Below are 19,332 nucleotides of genomic sequence, written 5' to 3' on the forward strand. Positions count from 1 at the left end.
CTATTTCCTAAGGTTCAGAGTCCTCCATAGCCAATCGGCAAGCCGTTCGACCTGCGGCATGGAGAGCATGGTCATGTGGTTGCCCGGCATTAAAACAGGGTCTAATTGAGTAACATGTGTGCTCCATTCGCTTTCGTTCGTCGTTCTTTCATCCGTGTCTCCCTCTTTGGCACTGACCAGATAAACCGCACCGTCGTAGTGAGCGCGTGGCGTATACACCGTGTTCAGGTTGGCCTGCATTACTTGAACAATTCCCTGCAACAGAGCTGTGGTCGTGTGCGTAGAGAAAATACCGGCTTTTACCAGCGCGCGGTGCAACCGTGTGATCTGTTCTTCCGGTGACATATCCACAAATTGAGATCGCGTCAGCGCTAAAGGCTGCGCCAGAATCATGTTGTAGATGTCGATCAATTTCATGATCGTCTCAACGCGATCGATCGCTTTCGGCGGACACGCCTGAACGTCGGGAGCATCGGTATCGACCAGTATCAGACTGGCTACCGATTCCCCCTGTGCCTGTAGCTGTAATGCGATTTCAAAAGCTACCCATCCACCAAAGGAATGTCCTAGCAGGTGATAAGGTCCATGGGGTTGCTTTTGCCGTATTCCCTGAAGATAGGCTCGTGCTGCGCCCTCTACGCTGATATAAGGCGGTTGGCCGATTTCTGTCAGGCCGCGAGCCTGTAAGGCACTGACGGGTTGTTGCGTCGGTAGCGCCAGCGCCAGTTCAATAAAGCTGGAAGCATTGGCTCCTGCCCCAGGGGTACAAAAGAGCGGAAGAATCCCTGGCGTACCGTTTTGGATAACGATGTTTGGCACATAGTCAGTGGGTAACAGGAACTCACTAAACGAGTCGGCAACCTGATTCAGCAAGGGCGGCTGCATTATCGTGTAGTGGGTTCCACCGATAGGATGAAGCACCGAGTCCTTACCGACGATGCCTTGCCATTCTCCCCAGATATCATCATCGGTGATGTGCTCTGCACGGTAGAGGTGAACCGGCAGGGCTGACGCGGGAGCACGATAATGCCGGGACAACTGCAAAATCGTTCTTTGGCTGTTGATGCGCAGAAGAATATCTTCTTTGGTGATGCCGGAAGGGAGCCATTTACGTTCATGACAGCGTGTGACTATCTGGTTGATGTCTCCCAATGCACGCAGATCGTCCAGATCTTGCTCATCTGCCGTTGTCATGTGATTGCGTAAATAGACGAGGATGATATTCAGGTTTTCCTGCTCATCATTTAAATCCCCGTGAGGATAGACGCTTTTTTGCTCGCCAGACTGAGCGTCTGCCCGATTGAAGTTATAGGAGTCGATCATGCCAAGAAACGCGACCTCCTCGCCGCTATTAAGCAGCTGTAGCCCGATTTCATAGGCAATCGATCCACCTAATGACCATCCGGCAAGGCGATAAGGGCCGTGAGGCTGAATACGACGGATCGCATTCAGATGGTCAGTCGCCAGTTCCTCAATAGACGCTGGAAGTGACGGTAGCGTATGCAGGCCTAGAGACTGTAGCGCGTAAACAGGCAATGCGGGTGGTAGCAACGTGGCGAAAGTCGAATAAACCAACGGGTCGCCGGTGGATTCGTGTATCAGGAAGAGCGGCAGGAGATTACCTTCAGGGCTGAGCGGCACAGGGTTCACATCAAACGGAGAACCTGATGTTGCTGAGGTATCACTGCCAACCACGAAGGCCAGATCGCACAGCGTTGGATGAGAGAAGAGCGTGGCAAGCGATACCTCCATGCTCTGTTCACGCATATGGTTTAGCAACTGTACTGCCAGCAGCGAGTGACCACCAAGTTCAAAGAAGTGATCATGACGTCCTACCCGTTCCAGACCCAGTAGCATCTGCCAGATATGCGCCAGCTTCATTTCCACCTTGCCTTGTGGCGCTTCATAGCCATGACTGACGACGGCCGTTTGGTCTGGTGCCGGTAGGGCTTTACGATCCAGCTTGCCGTTCGGCGTAAGTGGGAAAGTATCTAGCATGACAAAGGCCGACGGGATCATATAGTCGGCTAAATGTGTCGAGAGCTGCTGACGTAGCTCGGCAGGCATCAGTTCAATACTGGGCTGCGGGCAGAGGTAGGCGACCAGCCGGGTGTCACCGGGGCTGTCCTCGCGGGCGACGACCACGGCTTCCTGCACGCCGGGACATTGCATAAGGCGGGCCTCGATTTCCCCCAGCTCGATACGAAAGCCGCGCAGCTTGACCTGGAAGTCGTTACGGCCGAGGTATTCGAGGCTGCCGTCGGGCAGCCAGCGGGCCAGGTCACCGGTCTTGTAGAGTCTGGCACCGGGCTGGTTGCTGAACGGGTCGGGAATAAAGCGCTCGGCGGTGAGGTCGGGGCGGTTGAGATAACCGCGGGCGACGCCGACGCCGCCGATATGGAGTTCACCGGCGACACCGAGGGGGACTGGCTGGTCGAGGGCGTCGAGGATATAGAGCTGGGTATTGGCGATGGGGCGGCCAATGGGAACAAAGCTGCGGTGGTCGTCCGGCTGACAGGCCCAGAAGGTGACGTCAATGGCGGCTTCGGTGGGGCCATAGAGGTTATGGAGCTGGGCGTTGAAGCGGGCAAAGAAGCGCTGCTGCAACTCGGCAGGCAGGGCTTCGCCGCTGCAGATAACGCGGCGCAGGGAGTCACAGGCACAGTCTGCATCGGCCCACTGAACGAACTGCTGGAGCATGGAGGGCACGAAGTGCAGGGTGGTGATGCCGGTACGCTCAATGAGCTGCGCGAGGTAGGCCGCATCCTTGTGTCCGTCAGGGCGGGCCATGACGAGGCGTGCACCGTAGAGCAGGGGCCAGAAGAACTCCCAGACGGAGACGTCAAAGCTGAAGGGGGTCTTTTGCAGCACGCGGTCATCGGGGGTGAGGCGATAGGTGTTCTGCATCCAGACGAGGCGGTTGCAGAGCCCGCGGTGACTGTTCATGACGCCCTTGGGCTTGCCGGTGGAGCCGGAGGTGTAGATGACGTAGGCCAGATGGTGGGCATCCAGACCGGCGACATGGGGGTTGTCCTCACTCAGGTGGCTGAAGTCGGCGGTATCGAGCAGGATGCGCGGGATGTCTCCGGTCAGCAGGGCGCGCTGGTTCGCCTGAGTCAGCAGCGCCACGGGGCTGGCATCGTCGAGCATGTAGGCGAGCCGTTCGGCAGGGTAGCCGGGGTCAAGGGGAACATAGGCGGCGCCGGCCTTGAGAATGGCGAGCAGGCCGATGACCATGTCGAGCGAGCGCTCGACGCAAATGGCGATGCGGTCATCGGGTTGTACGCCGAGGTCGATGAGGTGATGCGCGAGCTGGTTGGCGCGGCGGTTGAGCGCGTCATAGGTAAGGTGCTGGTCTTCAAAGAGCACGGCGGTGGTATCGGGGGTGCGAGCGGCCTGGTCTTCGACGAGCTGATGGATAAGGGCATCGTGCGGGAAGTCGGCCTCGGTGGCATTGAAGTCGAGCATGACCTGTCGACGTTCACTGTCCGGCAGTATTGGCAGCGACATGATTGGACGCTCTGGCTCCGTGGCCAACGCCTCAATCAACCTCTCAATCGCCGTTTCCAGATAGTGGGCAATACGTGCCGAGTCGATTTCTGAGCTGGTTTGGGTAACCAGACGGAAATTTTTGCCGAGATCGTCTACCGATACGGTTAACGGATAGTTGGTGCGTTCCTCCACGGTTAACTGGCGCATACCCTGCCAGACTCTGGTGGCGGCGTCGTTGTTAGCCGCACTGTGCTGGCTGTGACGGTAGTTAAACAGCGTACTGAACAAAGGCATCGGTGGCATGACGCCGCTACAGCGTTGCGCCAAGGTGAGCGGTGTCTGCTCATGCTCCAGAAGCGAGATGAGTTCATCATAGGTTGAACGGACTACATCAAGTACGCTGTGATCGTTAAGGGAAATACGCAGCGGCAACGTGTTAATAAACATGCCCATTACCCTGTCTGCGCCATCTGTACCCTGTAAGCGACCGAGCAGGACGGAACCAAAAACCACATCATCACGATTGCTGATATGTGCCAGCACCTGTGCCCAGGCCACGTGGAACAGGACGCCGGGGCTGACTCCCAGTCGGTTTGCTCGGTGTCGTATCGCTTGGGCTAATGCAGGATCGAGATACTGCACGGTTTCATCCATATTCTCGCCACCGGATTGTATATCGACCAGACCAAAAGGCGCGGTAGGCGCATCGACATCGGCCAAACGGGAGCGGAAATACGTTTCATGAGCGGTCATTGGGACGCTTAAAATCTGAGCGATAAAGTTACGATAAGGCAGCGGCGTGGGCAGATCATTATCGCGACCCTGTAAGATCGTTCTTATTTCGTCAATCATCAGGGCGAGAGTGATGTGGTCGCAGACCAGATGATGGAAGCCTAGCGCCAGCAGCCATTCCTGATTTGCCACATCGTGAGCGATATCAGCAGTAAGCAACGGCGCCTCACCGAGATTGATGCGGCGCGTATGCGAATCGGTATGGGTGCGTAGCTGACTGAGCACATCGTTTTCCGAATCAGTCTCCAGCGTGTTTATCGGTAACTGCGCGTGACGCCAAACGACTTGGATCGGTTGGCTAAGACCTTGCCAGCAGACGGCGGTGTGCAGAATATCATGGCGATTGATAACGCGTTGCAGTGCGCTGAGGAAGGTATCAAGGCGCTCACGGGTATCAAAAGCAATCACGGTTTGCGACAGGTAGGTATCTCCCTGTTCCTGAAGCAGATAGTGGAACAAGATCCCCTCTTGCAGCGGCGCAAGCGGGTAAATGTCCTGCACATTAGCCGCGCCGCCGGGGACGGTCGCGACAATCGCGTCAATATCACGTTGTGAGAGGGAGAGCAGCGGCAGCAGTTCCGGTGTAATCGCCGTACAATCCGGTGAAATCAGGCTAGGAGGAACGACCTGGGGTTGTTTTGTGTGATTGGCCAGTATGGCCTGCGCCATATCGCAGAGTATGGGGGCAGAGAAAACACTACGAACGTCCAGTGTCTGACCGATATTGCGTAACCGCTCAATCAGGCTGACGGCCATGAGTGAATGACCGCCAAGTTCGAAGAACTGATCGTGGCGGCCAACGCGATCCAGCCCCAATAGGTCTTGCCAAATTTGTGCCAGAGCGGTTTCGAGTTCTCCCTGTGGTGTGACATAACCGCGTGTGGCAACGGCAGAGTGATCCGGAGCGGGTAGCGCTTTACGGTCAATCTTGCCGTTCGGCGTGAGTGGGAAGGTGTCGAGCGTGACAAAAGCGCTGGGCACCATGTACTCCGCCAGATGTTCGGCCAACTGTTGGCGCAGTTCCGTTGGATTGAGCTCAGCGTCAGGCTGGGAGCGGAGATAGGCAACCAGACGCGTATCGCCGGGGATATCTTCGCGCGCGGCGACCACCGCTTCCTGCACGCCGGGAAGCTGCATGAGGCGAGACTCAATCTCACCCAGTTCAATGCGGAAGCCGCGTACCTTGACCTGAAAATCATTACGGCCCAGATAGTCGATATTCCCGTCTGGCAGCCAGCGGGCAAGATCGCCCGTCTTGTACATCCGGGCTTCTGGTGAACTTGAGAAAGGATCGGGAATAAAGCGTTCCGCCGTCAGATCTGGGCGATTCAGGTAGCCCCGTGCCACGCCTGCGCCGCCGATATAAATTTCCCCCGCGACGTTGAGCAGCGTCGGACGCCCTTGCGGATCCAAAATATAGATCTGGCTATTGGCGATAGGGTGACCAATCGGCACGGTGAGCCGATTGCGTGAAGTCTCAGTTGACGTCACGTGGTAGACAGAGGCCCACACGGCGGCCTCTGTTGGGCCATATTCGTTATACAGTGCGGTTGACAGGCCGAGCTGTTCAATCGCGGTTTGAATTTCCGGCGGACAGCGTTCACCCGCAACAATCAGCGCTTTCAGAGAGGCCAGTTCCTCATTCTGGCTCATCTGCAAGAGGCTCAAGGCCAAGGACGGCACGCACAAAAGGCAGCAAATGTGGTGTTCATGCAGCATATGCAGTATGGCGGTTGGATCGACGGTTATCTCCTGCTGTGGCAGGTAGAGACTTCCCCCTCGGGTAAGCGTACCAAATACGCTGGCAAGCGCGCTGTCAAAGGCAATCGAGGACAGCAGCAGTACCCGCTCGAACATGGGGTAGGTTAATTGTCGGGCGTAGGTCGATGCCACAATGTTGCGGTGTTCGACCATGACGCCTTTAGGTTTGCCCGTCGAGCCCGAGGTATAAATGATGTAGGCCAGATGGTGAGGCGTCAGCCCGATTGCCTGAGCCGCTGGGTTGCTGTCTGAGCAGGCCTCGAACAGTGCCGTGTTATCCAACAATATCGTCGGAGCCGTGCTACTCAATGACGCCACCAAAGATGAGTGGGTCAAGAGTGCAACTGGGGCGGAATCCTCCAGCATATAAGTGAGACGTTCTGTGGGATAGGACGGATCAAGTGGTACATAGGCCGCGCCGGCTTTGAGGATACCCAGTAGACCGATCACCATTTCTGGGCTGCGCTCGACGCAAATCGCGATACGGTCATCAGGTTTTACGTCCAGAGAAAGCAGATGATGAGCCAACTGGTTGGCGCGGTGGTTGACTTCCGCATAGCTGAGTAACCGGTCTTCGAACACGATAGCGATGGCATCTGGCGTCTGCACGACCTGTTGTTCGAACAGATGATGAAGCAGCGCAGGTGGGATTTCGGCTTCGGTTGCGTTGAAGTCGACCAGCAACGTTTTGCACTCCGCTTCTGGCAGGACAGACAAGCTGAGAATAGGCTGCTGCGGATCAATCGCTAACGCCTCAACAAGTGCGCGTAAAGCCGTCATCATATAATTCACGATTCGGGCGGGATCGATCTCGCTCACGGTCTGAGCCACCAAGCTAAATCCTTCACCCAGATCGTCTACGGATAGTGTGATCGGGTAGTTGGTACGCTCTTCGGTTGCCAAAAGCTTGATGCCGTTCCAGGCGCTGTTGTCATGTGTTCCCGTCTGGCTATGACGGTAATTGAGCAACGTACTGAACAGCGGCATCGGGGGTGTCACCCCGCTACAGCGTAGCGCTACGGAAAGTGGCGTTTGCTCATGCTCAAGCAGGGCTGTGAGGTCGCGGTAGGTGGACTGTACGACATCCCGTACGCCGTGCTCGGCAAGGGAGAGGCGTAGCGGCAGTGTATTGATAAACATCCCCATGACCTGATCCGCACCTGCCGACCCTTGAAGGCGACCAAGTAAGACCGAACCGAAGACAACATCATCACGACCACTGGTTTGCGCCAGTACCTGTGCCCAAGCAACGTGGAACAGCACTCCCGGGCTGATCCCCAACTGGCGGCACTGTTTACGAATTGCCATGGCTAATGACGGGGCGAGTAACTGGCTGGCTTTCATCACATCGTCCCCGTCACCTTGCACATTCAGCAAATCGAAGGGGGCGGTTGGTGCATCGATATCCGCTAATCGGTCACGGAAATAGTCCTCATGTGCAGACGTTGGTACGCTGAGGTTTTGCGCAATAAAGTTACGATAGGGCAGCGGCGTCGGCAACGCTTCAGTATGACTTTGTAAGATCAGTCGAATTTCCTCAATGATCAGTGCCAGCGTCATATGGTCGCCGATCAAGTGGTGGAACGTCAGCGCCAACAGCCATTCATTACGCTCGCCGTCGTGAACAATGTCGGTAGAAAATAGCGGTGCCTGATTAAGATTAAGTCGACGCACGCTGGGATCGGTATAGGCCTTTAACTGCGCCAGAACCTGTTCTTCCTGCGCAGGAACAAACGTATTCACGCTCAACGGTGCCTGACGCCAGACAACCTGTACTGGCTGATTTAACCCCTGCCAGTAGAGAGCGGTACGCAAAATGTCGTGACGGTCAATGACGCGCTGTAGCGCATCTAAGAAGGCATCGAGACGTTCACGGGTATCAAAAGCGACAAGGTTGTTGAGCAGATAGGCGTCTCCCTGAGCCTGTAACCGGTGGTGGAATAAAATACCTTCCTGCAGCGGAGACAGCGGGTAGATATCCTGCACATTGGCTGCGCCGCCGGGGACACTTGCCACGATAGCGTCGATTTCGCCCTGAGAGAGTGTGACCAACGGCAACAGGTCGGGCGTAATTTGTTTGCAATCTCTAGGGATGATATTAGGCGCAACCTTGCTGAGACTACTCTCCTGATGTACCTGTATAGACTCCGCCATGTCGGCTAGCGTGGGTAATGAAAAGACGCTACGCACGTCAAGCCGGTAACCCAGATTACGCAATCGCTCAATCAGGTTGACCGCCATTAGTGAATGGCCGCCGAGTTCGAAAAACTGATCTCGGCGTCCGACATGCGTTAAGCCCAGCAAATGTTGCCAAATAGACGCCAGAATGGTTTCTTTTTCACCCACTGGTGCCTCGTAGGTACGCGTGACGATGGCTGTCTGATCGGGAACGGGTAACGCTTTGCGATCGAGCTTGCCATTCGGCGTGAGCGGGAAAGCCTCCATGGTGACAAAAGCACTGGGCACCATATATTCGGCTAAATGGTGAGCCAGTTGCTGACGGAGTTCAGCAGGCACCAGTTCAACACCGGGTTGTGCAATGAGGTAAGCGACCAGACGCGTTTCTCCCGGAGTGTCCTCACGGGCGATCGCGACGGCTTCTTTCACGCCAGAGCACTGAATAAGGCGTGCTTCAATTTCCCCCAGTTCTATACGGAAACCGCGTACCTTCACCTGGAAGTCGTTACGACCCAGATAGTCGATATTGCCATCGTTTAGCCAGCGACCAAGATCACCCGTTTTGTAGAGGCGAGCATCGGGATCGTCGGTAAACGGATCGGCAATAAAATGCTCTGCCGTTAATTCCGGGCGATTAAGGTAGCCGCGTGCGACGCCGACGCCACCAATATGAATTTCTCCGGTCGCGCCGATGGGAACCAATTTACCTTGCGGATCCAAAATATAGATGCGCGTGTTGGCAAGCGGGCGACCAATACAAGGCTCTCTTTCATCTTGAATGCGGCAGGGATAAAGCGTGGCGCAGACGGTGGTTTCCGTCGGACCATAAGCATTAAACATGCATCGTCCGGCTGCCCAGCGTTTGACTAACGCAGGCGGACAAATTTCACCGCCGACGACCAGCGTCTGTAATGTCTCAGGGATCTCATCCAGCGCTGCCAATGCCGTTGGTGTTATCAGCATGTGCGTAATCGTATTGTCTTCCAGCGTTTGACGAAGTGCTGCCCCCGGCAGGATAGCCGCACGTTCGGCAAGGTAGAGTGTCGCGCCTGTTAGCAGTGTCATGTAGCATTCCTGCATACAGACATCAAAGCTGAAAGAAGCCAACTGAATCACATGACTGTCTGCGGCAATATGCAAAGACTCGATCTGTCCGTTAAGCAGGTTACACATACTGCGATGCTCAACCATCACCCCTTTGGGTTTACCCGTAGAACCCGAGGTATAAATCACATAGGCCAAATGGCGTGGTGTGAGGCCAAACGCCTGAGGGACAGGATTGCTGTCTTGTCCCTCATCAGCGATAGCCGCAGGCAGATTATCGAGTTCGATCACGGGAAGATCGCTATGCAGCAGGGCGACTAGATCGGTCTGCGTCAGCAGTGCGACAGGGGCGGCGTCCTCCAGCATGTAAGTGAGGCGGTCAGCGGGGTAAGACGGATCTAACGGCACATAGGCACCGCCGGCTTTGAGTACCGCCAGCATGCCAACAATCATCTCCAGACTGCGCTCGACGCAAATCGCGACCCGATTGTCCGGCTGCACGCCGAGTGATAACAGATGGTGGGCGAGACGATTGGCGCGCCGGTTAAGCTCGTCGTAGCTGAGAGATTGTGTATCGAATATTACCGCCGTCGCGTCAGGGGTACGTTTAACCTGTGCCTCGAACAACACGTGGGCAAGTGCTGATTCTGGTAGTGCGACATCGGTGGCATTGAAATCGACCAGCAGTGCCTGGCGTTCATTTTCCGGCAGGACGGATAACGTCAGGACTGGGCGCTGTGGCTCATTCTCTAGTGCCTCAACTAGACCGTGGATCGCGGTGAGCAGATAGTGAGCGATTCGTGCAGGATCAATTTTTGTGCTGGTTTGCGCCAGGAAACTGAACCCGTCGCCGATATCATCCACCGAAAGCGTAAACGGAAAGTTGGTGCGTATATTCTCCGCCAGTACCCGAATGCCTTCCCAAGGGCGGGTATCTTTATTTATCTGCGTATGGCGATAGTTAAGCAAGGCGCTGAATAGCGGCATGGGTGGTGCTACGCCGCTACAGCGTTGGGCGAGCGCCAGCGGTGTCTGCTCGTGTGCTAACAGCGTTGTCAAATCGTGATAGGTTTCTTGTACCACGTCCAAAACGCTGCGCTCGGCAAGAGAAATCCGCAGCGGCAGCGTATTGATAAACATCCCCATGACCTGATCCGCACCCGCAGAACCTTGCAAACGACCTAGCAGTACCGTACCGAAGACGATATCGTCACGGCCGCTGGTCTGTGCCAGCACCTGCGCCCAGGCCACATGGAACAGCACGCCTGGGCTGATACCTAAGCGGCGAGACTGCTGATATATCGCGTTGGATAATGGCGCAGGAAGTGGCACGCGGACTTCAGCGATATTTTCGCCTTCTCCCTGTGTATCCAGTAAATCGAAAGGAATCGTCGGCGCATCGATATCCGCTAGTCGTTCGCGGAAATAGGCCTCATGTTCCGTGTTCGGAACGCTTAATATTTGGGCGATAAAGTTACGGTACGGAAGTGGGGTTGGCAGGGTGTCCTGCTGACCCTGCAACAGATGGCGGATTTCACCGACGATCAGCGTCAGCGTCATATGATCGCTAATCAGATGGTGTAACCCTAAGGCGAGCAGCCATTCACCTGTTGCAGCGTCGTGGGCAATGTCGGCCGAGAGTAACGGTGCCTGATTCAGATCAAGGCGACGGGTGCGTGGATCGGTCTGTTTCTTCAACTGAGCTGGAACATCATCTGCTGAGGTCGGCTCAAAGGTATTAATGGGTAAGACAGCCTGACGCCAGACAACCTGTACTGGCTGGCTTAGCCCCTGCCAGCAAACGGCGGTGCGCAGAATGTCGTGGCGATCGATGACTTGTTGCAGTGCGCCGAGAAACGCATCAAGCCGTGCGCGATCCTTGAATGCAAGCAAGTGGTACAGCAAATAAGTATCGCCCTGCTCCTGAAAGCGGTAATGGAAGAGAATGCCTTCCTGCAAAGGCGAAAGCGGGTAGATATCCTGCACGTTGGCGGCCCCGCCAGATACGGTATCCACCACTGTATCGATCTCCGGCTGGGTGAGCGTCACCAGCGGCAGCAGATCGGGCGTGATGGCGATACAGTCTGCCGGGATACGGTTGGCCGGCACGACAAATGCCGGTTTATCCTGATGCGCCAGTATCGCCTGTGCCATGTCGCTGAGCACCGGTGCGGAAAAAATGCTGCGCACGTCAAGCGTGAGTCCGGCATTACGCAGCCGCTCAATCAGGCTGACCGCCATCAGTGAGTGGCCGCCGAGCGCGAAGAAGTGGTCATGGCGGCCGACGCGCGTCAGACCCAGCAGGTCCTGCCAGACGGCGGCCAGCGCGGTTTCGACCTCACCCTGCGGGGCTTCATAGTCGCGGGTCGCCACGGCGGATTGGTCGGGGGCCGGCAGGGCCTTGCGGTCGAGCTTGCCGTTGGGGGTGAGCGGGAAGGCATCCAGGGTGACAAAGGCGCCGGGCACCATGTATTCGGCCAGATGCAGGCTCAACTGCTGGCGCAGGTCGGCGGGGTCGGGCGTGATGCCGGGCTGCGGACAGAGGTAGGCGACCAGCCGGGTGTCACCGGGGCTGTCCTCGCGGGCGACAACCACGGCTTCCTGCACGCCGGGACAGTGCATAAGGCGGGCCTCGATTTCCCCCAGCTCGATACGGAAGCCGCGCAGCTTGACCTGGAAGTCATTACGGCCGAGGTATTCGAGGCTGCCGTCGGGCAGCCAGCGGGCCAGGTCACCGGTCTTGTAGAGTCTGGCTCCGGGCTGGTTGCTGAACGGGTCGGGAATAAAGCGCTCGGCGGTGAGGTCGGGGCGGTTGAGATAACCGCGGGCGACGCCGACGCCGCCGATATGGAGCTCACCGGCGACGCCGAGGGGCACCGGCTGGTCGAGGGTGTCGAGGATATAGAGCTGGGTATTGGCGATGGGGCGGCCAATGGGAACGAAGCTGCGGTGGTCGTCCGGCTGACAGGCCCAGAAGGTGACGTCAATGGCGGCTTCGGTGGGGCCATAGAGGTTATGGAGCTGGGCGTTGAAGCGGGCAAAGAAGCGCTGCTGCAACTCGGCAGGCAGGGCTTCGCCGCTGCAGATGACACGACGCAGGGAGTCACAGGCACAGTCTGCATCGGCCCACTGAACGAACTGCTGGAGCATGGAGGGCACGAAGTGCAGGGTGGTGATGCCGGTACGCTCAATGAGCTGCGCGAGGTAGGCCGCATCCTTGTGTCCGTCAGGGCGGGCCATGACGAGGCGTGCACCGTAGAGCAGGGGCCAGAAGAACTCCCAGACGGAGACGTCAAAGCTGAAGGGGGTCTTTTGCAGCACGCGGTCATCGGGGGTGAGGCGATAGGTGTTCTGCATCCAGACGAGGCGGTTGCAGAGTCCGCGGTGGCTGTTCATGACACCCTTGGGCTTGCCGGTGGAGCCGGAGGTGTAGATGACGTAGGCCAGATGGTGGGCATCCAGACCGGGGACGTGAGGGTTGTCCTCACTCAGGTGGCTGAAGTCGGCGGTATCGAGCAGGATGCGCGGGACGTCTCCGGTCAGCAGGGCGCGCTGGTTCGCCTGAGTCAGCAGTGCGACCGGGCTGGCATCGTCGAGCATGTAGGCGAGGCGCTCGGCGGGGTAGCCGGGGTCAAGGGGAACATAGGCGGCGCCGGCCTTGAGAATGGCGAGCAGGCCGATGACCATGTCGAGCGAGCGCTCGACGCAAATGGCGATGCGGTCATCGGGTTTTACGCCGAGGTCGATGAGGTGATGCGCGAGCTGGTTGGCGCGGCGGTTGAGCGCGTCATAGGTGAGGTGCTGGTCTTCAAAGAGCACGGCGGTGGTATCGGGGGTACGAGCGGCCTGGTCTTCGACGAGTTGATGGATAAGGGCGTCGTGCGGGAAGTCGGCCTCGGTGGCATTGAAGTCGAGCATGACCTGCCGGCGCTCACTGTCCGGCAGTATCGGCAGCGACATGATAGAGCGCTGTGGCTCCGTGGCCAACGCCTCAACCAATTCCTTAATAGCCGTTTCCAGATAGTGTGCGAGGCTGAGCGGATCGACCCCTTCAATAGTCTGGGAGACCAGGCGGAATTGCTCGCCAAGATCGTCGACTGAAAGTGTGAAGGGGTAGTTAGTGCGTTCTTCCGCTGTCAGCAAACGCATTCCACGCCATACCCTGTCTGTCGTTGTTCCCAACTGGCTATGGCGGTAGTTGAACAGCGCACTGAACAAAGGCATCGGTGGCATGACGCCGCTACAGCGTTGCGCCAAGGTGAGCGGTGTCTGCTCATGCTCTAAAATAGCCGTCAGATCGCGATAGGTATCCTGTACGACATCCAGCACGCTGCGGTCGCCAAGGGTGATGCGCAGAGGGAGCGTATTAATAAACATCCCCATGATTCGACTTACCCCTGCCGTACCTTGCAAGCGACCGAGGAATACGGAGCCAAAAACCACATCATCACTGCTACTGACATGAGCGAGCACCTGAGCCCACGCGACATGGAACAACACGCTTGGGCTGATGCCGAGCTGGCGAGCCTGTTTGCGAATCGCCTGCGCTAATCCGGTATCCAGAGCAAGACGCGCTTCCGCAATATGTTCACTGTCGTCTTGCGTATTCAAGATGCCGAAAGGCGCGGTCGGCGTATCGATGTCCGCCAGACGAGAACGAAAGTACTGCTCGTGAACAGAAGGCGGTACGCTCAGAATTTGGGCAATAAAATTCCGGTATGGAAGCGAGGGAGGTAACGTCTCCGCGCGTCCCTGAAGTAGGGTGGTGATCTCACTGACGATAAGATCCAACGTCATATGGTCGCCAATCAAATGGTGGAAACCAAATGCCAGCAGCCATTCCCCTGTCGCCGGATTATAGGCGATATCAGCGGAGAGCAGCGGTGCCTGATTCAGATTAAGGCGGCGGTGACGCGAGTCGGTGTAGGCTTTCAACTGCGAGAGAATATTGTCTTCAGAGACAGGGGAAAACGTACTCACCGGCAGCGGTGCGTGACGCCATACGACCTGAACCGGCTGAGTCAGCCCGTGCCAGCAGAATGAAGTACGTAAAATGTCGTGGCGGTCAATAACCTGTTGCAGGGCGTTCAGAAAGGTATCAAGTCGTTCGCGGTTATCAAAGGCCAATAAACTGTTAAGCAGATAAGCATCTCCCTGCTCTTGCAGGCGGTGATGGAACAAAATGCCTTGCTGAAGCGGCGAGAGAGAATAGATATCCTGCACGTTGGCCGCGCCGCCGGATACGGTAGCGACAACGGTGTCCAGCTCTGCCTGAGTGAGTGTAGCCAGAGGCAGCATTGTGGGGGTAAGCGCCGAGCAGTGTTTTGGAATACGGTTAGGCGGCACTGAGAACGCCGGTTTGTCCTGATTCGCTTGTACCGCCTGCGCCATTTCACACAGCACGGGCGTAGAGAAGATACGGCTGACATCAATCGTCCAGCCCAGATGGTGTAGCCGCTCTATCAAGTTGACGGCCATTAACGAGTGCCCGCCAAGCTCAAAGAAATGGTCATGGCGACCCACGCGATCCAGCTGCAGTAAGGTTTTCCAGCTATCCGCTAATGCGATCTCCACGTCCCCTTGCGGCGCTTCATAGCTGCGGGTTGCGACAGAAAGCAGGTCGGGAGCCGGGAGCGCCTTACGGTCGAGTTTTCCGTTAGGGGTCAGTGGAAACTGTTCCAGTGTGACAAAAGCGGCGGGCAACATATATTCAGCCAGATGCTGTGAGAGCTGTAGGCGCAATGCTGCGGGTTCGATTTCAGCACCGACATGGGGCCGGATATAGGCAACCAGCCGTTTATCGTTAGGATTATCTTCCCGGACGATAACGACGGCATCTTGCACTCCAGAACAGCCCATGAGACGCGCTTCGATTTCGCCAGGCTCAATACGGAAACCACGCAGTTTGATCTGAAAATCATTACGGCCTAAATATTCTATATTGCCATCGGCCAGCCAGCGGCCAAGGTCGCCGGTTTTGTACATCCTCGCACCGGGTTGGTCGGAGTACGGATCGGGAATAAAACGTTCAGCGGTCAGTTCGGGGCGGTTGAGGTAGCCGCGTGCAATGCCAACGCCGCCCAAATACATTTCGCCAGCAACGCCGAGTGGCGCGAGCTGACCCTTCGCATCAAGAATATAAACGTGGGTATTGTCGATCGGTTTCCCGATGGGCAAAAAATCGTCTCCGGTACGATGGTAATGATAGATCGTCGCACAGACGGTGCTTTCCGTCGGGCCATACGCGTTAATGACCTGTTTCGCCGTTGCCCAGCGTTTAGCTAATGCCGGAGGGCACGCTTCGCCCGCGAATATCAGCGTCGTCAAATCAGGAGGCTCAGCGGAGGCATCTAACGCACCCGCCGCAATCGGTGGAAGCGTCACATGAGTAATCGCCTGCGTTTGCAGTGTGTTGAGCAATGCATCGCCGGGCAAAAGCGCCTCACGAGAGGCCAGAATGAGGCTGGCGCCTTGGCACAGCGTGGTTGTCACTTCGGAAATGCAGGCATCGAAACTGAAAGAGGCAAACTGTAAAAGGCGGCTGTTTGCCGTGATGCCAAATGCGCGAATCTGTGCGTTAGCGAGATTACACAGACTACGATGCTCGATCATCACACCTTTCGGCTGACCAGTTGAGCCCGAAGTATAGATGACGTACGCCAGATGATGTGACGTCAACCCCAGCGCATGCGCATCCGGATTGTCTTGCGAGGCATGCTTAAAGACAGTGAATTGCGGATCGTCCAGTACCACCAGCGGCAACGTGCTGTTCAGCGTCTCAATCAGCGCCGTCTGGGTTAACAGTGCGACCGGTTTAGCATCATCCAGCATGTAGGCCAGACGCTCGGCTGGATAAGCAGGATCGAGTGGGACATAAGCCGCACCTGCTTTAAGAATACCCAATAGACCGACGATCATTTCCACGCTGCGTTCTACACAAATGGCAATACGATCATCCGGCTGCACGCCGAGTGACAGGAGATGATGGGCTAATTGGTTGGCACGACGATTAAGGCCGTCATAGCTGAGCGTCTGCTCCTCGAACACGACCGCAATAGCGTCAGGCGTTTGGGCAACCTGTTGTTCAAACCGTTGATGGATTAAGGCATCGTATGGGAAATCGCTATGGGTGGCGTTGAAACCCACCGATAATTGCTCGTATTCAGCAGCGGGCAATATATCGATAGCCTCTGCGAGCGTTTCCGGCGCATCGGTTAATAGGGTGACGAGCTGTTCTATTGCCTGCAACAGATAGGCATTCACCCGATTAGGATCGATAGGGCTGATGGTTTGGGTCGAGAGCGAAAAACACTCACGGTTATTATCAATTGAGATGCCCAATGGGTAGTTAGTGCGCTCACGGCTAAACAGGCTCTCTACACCGAACTGTCTTAAATTCGGCGCGTCGGCACCTCTGTCATTGGTGTGTCGACAATTGAGTAGGGTGCTGAACAGCGGCATAGTACCGAGCCCGCTGTATCGCTGGGCCGTGGACAGCGGTGTTTGTTCATAGCGTAATAAATTGGCGCAAATATCATTCGCGGTGTTGACTAGCGTTGCTACGCTCATACCCGCCAGTTTTATCCTGAAGGGCAGCGTATTGATAAACATGCCTAATGCGGTTGTACTGCCTTCAAGACCCGACATTCGTCCCGATAATGTCGTGCCGAACACAAGATCGTCTCGTCCACTGGTTCGTGCGATAACCAACGCCCAACTGGCGTGAAACAGCGCCGCTGGACTGATGCCGAACCGGCGGGCGGCGTCACGAATCGTTTGTGAAAGTTCAGGGCTAAGCGACTGACGTGCTTCTGCCGCGTTTTCACCGCTGGCTTGAACATTTGCTACACCAAATGGTGCTGTAATTTCGTCGATGTCCGCCAAATAGTCTTGGAAAAATGCTTCTGCTGCATGGTTTTTATCTTCCTGACGGGTATAAGCCACAAAGTTTCTATACGGGAATGATGGTGGAAGTGCCTCACCTTTTCCCATCAGAAACGCGGTCGTTTCCGCGAGTAGCTGACGCAGTGAAAGGTTGTCATCAATGATGTGGTGAAATTGAAGCAGTATATAAAGCGCCGGTGATGTTGAGTCAGGCGCTACGTACAGATGCATTAATGGTGCCTGTGACAAATCCATTGAGGCGTGTGAGGAGACGACTCTTTCCCGCATCGTGGTGACCACATCAACGCTGTTTTCTGGTTCCAGACGATGCACATTCAGCGTTGCATGGCGATGTACCACCTGAACCGGCTGCGTCAATTCCGTCCAGTGAATCGACGTACGTAGAATGTCGTGCCGGTTAATGACGGATTGTAGTGCTGCAATAAACGCATCCAGCTTTGTCTCATTCGCAACACGCAAGAGTGACGATACGACATAGGGATCGTTATCTGGGTGCAAACGATGATGGAAGAGAATCCCTTCCTGTAGTGAAGCCAGAGGGTAGATGTCTTGAATATTGGCGGCACCGCCAGAAACGGTGTCAGTAATGGCATCAATCTCCTGCTGCGACAGGGCTACCAGAGGCAGCATCTCAGGCGTGATTCTTTCAGCACCGTTGGGGATAAGGTTGTCTGGCGTAATGAAACGGGATTCGCCCCGATCGTGTTGAATGGCATCAGCCAGTTCGATGAGCGTCGGCGCGGTAAATACGCTGCGAACGTCGAGTTTTAAGCCGAGGTGACGCAGTTTTTCAATCAAACTGACGATCAGCAATGAATGGCCGCCGAGTTCAAAAAAGTGGTCATACCGTCCCACCCGTTCTAACCCTAGCAGGTCTTGCCAGATTTCAGCCAATGCCGTTTCAATGTCACCGACAGGCTCCTCATAGCCGCGTGTTACCACGGCGGAGCGTTCAGGCGCAGGCAGGGCTTTACGATCCAACTTGCCATTTGGCGTAAGCGGGAAGGCCTCAAGTGTGACAAACGCCGCCGGGATCATATAGTCGGCTAAATGCGTTGACAGCTGCTGGCGTAGATCGGCTGGTTCCAGCACCGCTTTGGGCTGAGGCTGAATGTAGGCCACCAGACGGGTATCTCCCGGAACATCCTCACGGGCGAGTACCACCGCTTCCTGAACGCCTGGGCACTGTACCAGGCGGGACTCGATTTCCCCCAGTTCAATACGGAAGCCGCGTACCTTGACCTGAAAGTCATTACGGCCCAGATAGTCCAGCGTACCGTCGGGCAGCCAGCGGGCGAGATCGCCGGTTTTGTAGAGTCGGGTTGCGGGGCTGTCAGAGAAAGGGTCGACAATAAAGCGCTCGGCAGTCAGGTCAGGACGGTTGAGGTAGCCGCGTGCGACACCTGCTCCGCCGATATAGAGCTCACCGGCGACGCCGACCGGCACCGGTTGGCCGTGCGGGTCAAGCAGGTAGGCACGTAGATCCGGCAAGGGCCGGCCAATAAGGCTACCGCGCCCGGCGGTGATATCGGCGGCGCTCAGTTCGCGGAAGGTGGCGTGAACGGTAATCTCGGTGATGCCGTACATATTAATCAGGCGGGTGCGCTCAAGCGGATTATCCGCTATCCACGGGGCCAGCATATGTAACTCTAGCGCTTCCCCGCCGAAGATGATGCAGCGCAGCGAATGATCGGTATCATCTCGCGCAGCAATCAACTGGCGGAACGCCCCCGGCGTCTGGTTAAGTACCGTCACACGCTCCCGACAGAGCAGGGAATAGAATTCCTGCGGTGAGCGGGCACAAAGCGTCGGTACGACAACCAGTTTGCCGCCGTAAGCGAGCGCTCCCCATATTTCCCAGACGGAAAAGTCGAACGCAAAGGAGTGGAACTGGGTCCAGACGTCGTTGCTGTCAAAGTGGAAATAGTCCTGCGTTGCGTCGAGCAGGCGGGTGACGCTGGCATGCTCGACCATGACGCCTTTGGGTTTACCGGTAGAGCCGGAGGTGTAGATGACATAGGCCAGATGGTCGGGCGTGACGCCCAGCGCGTGCGCGTCGGGATTGTGGTCAGGCTGCGCATCGAAGACGTCGTGCGCGTCAAGCAGTACGGTGGGCAGCGCGGTATCCGGCAGTGTAGCGGTCAATGCCGACTGGGTAAG

The 19,332-nt window shown here is 56.5% G+C and carries 1 protein-coding gene (running past one end of the window); it reads right to left on the reverse strand.

Features of this window, described 5'->3' with window-relative positions:
- Positions 1–19,332: the 3' portion of a non-ribosomal peptide synthetase gene (locus tag GZ59_RS07355; protein WP_051918062.1), read on the reverse strand. It continues 1,815 nt past the right edge of the window; the window shows 19,332 of its 21,147 coding nt (coding positions 1,816–21,147); its start codon lies beyond the right edge, outside the window — the gene reads right to left on this strand; it ends in the stop codon at positions 1–3.

The sequence above is a fragment of the Pectobacterium atrosepticum genome (assembly GCF_000740965.1).
Classification (GTDB): Bacteria; Pseudomonadota; Gammaproteobacteria; order Enterobacterales; family Enterobacteriaceae; genus Pectobacterium; species Pectobacterium atrosepticum.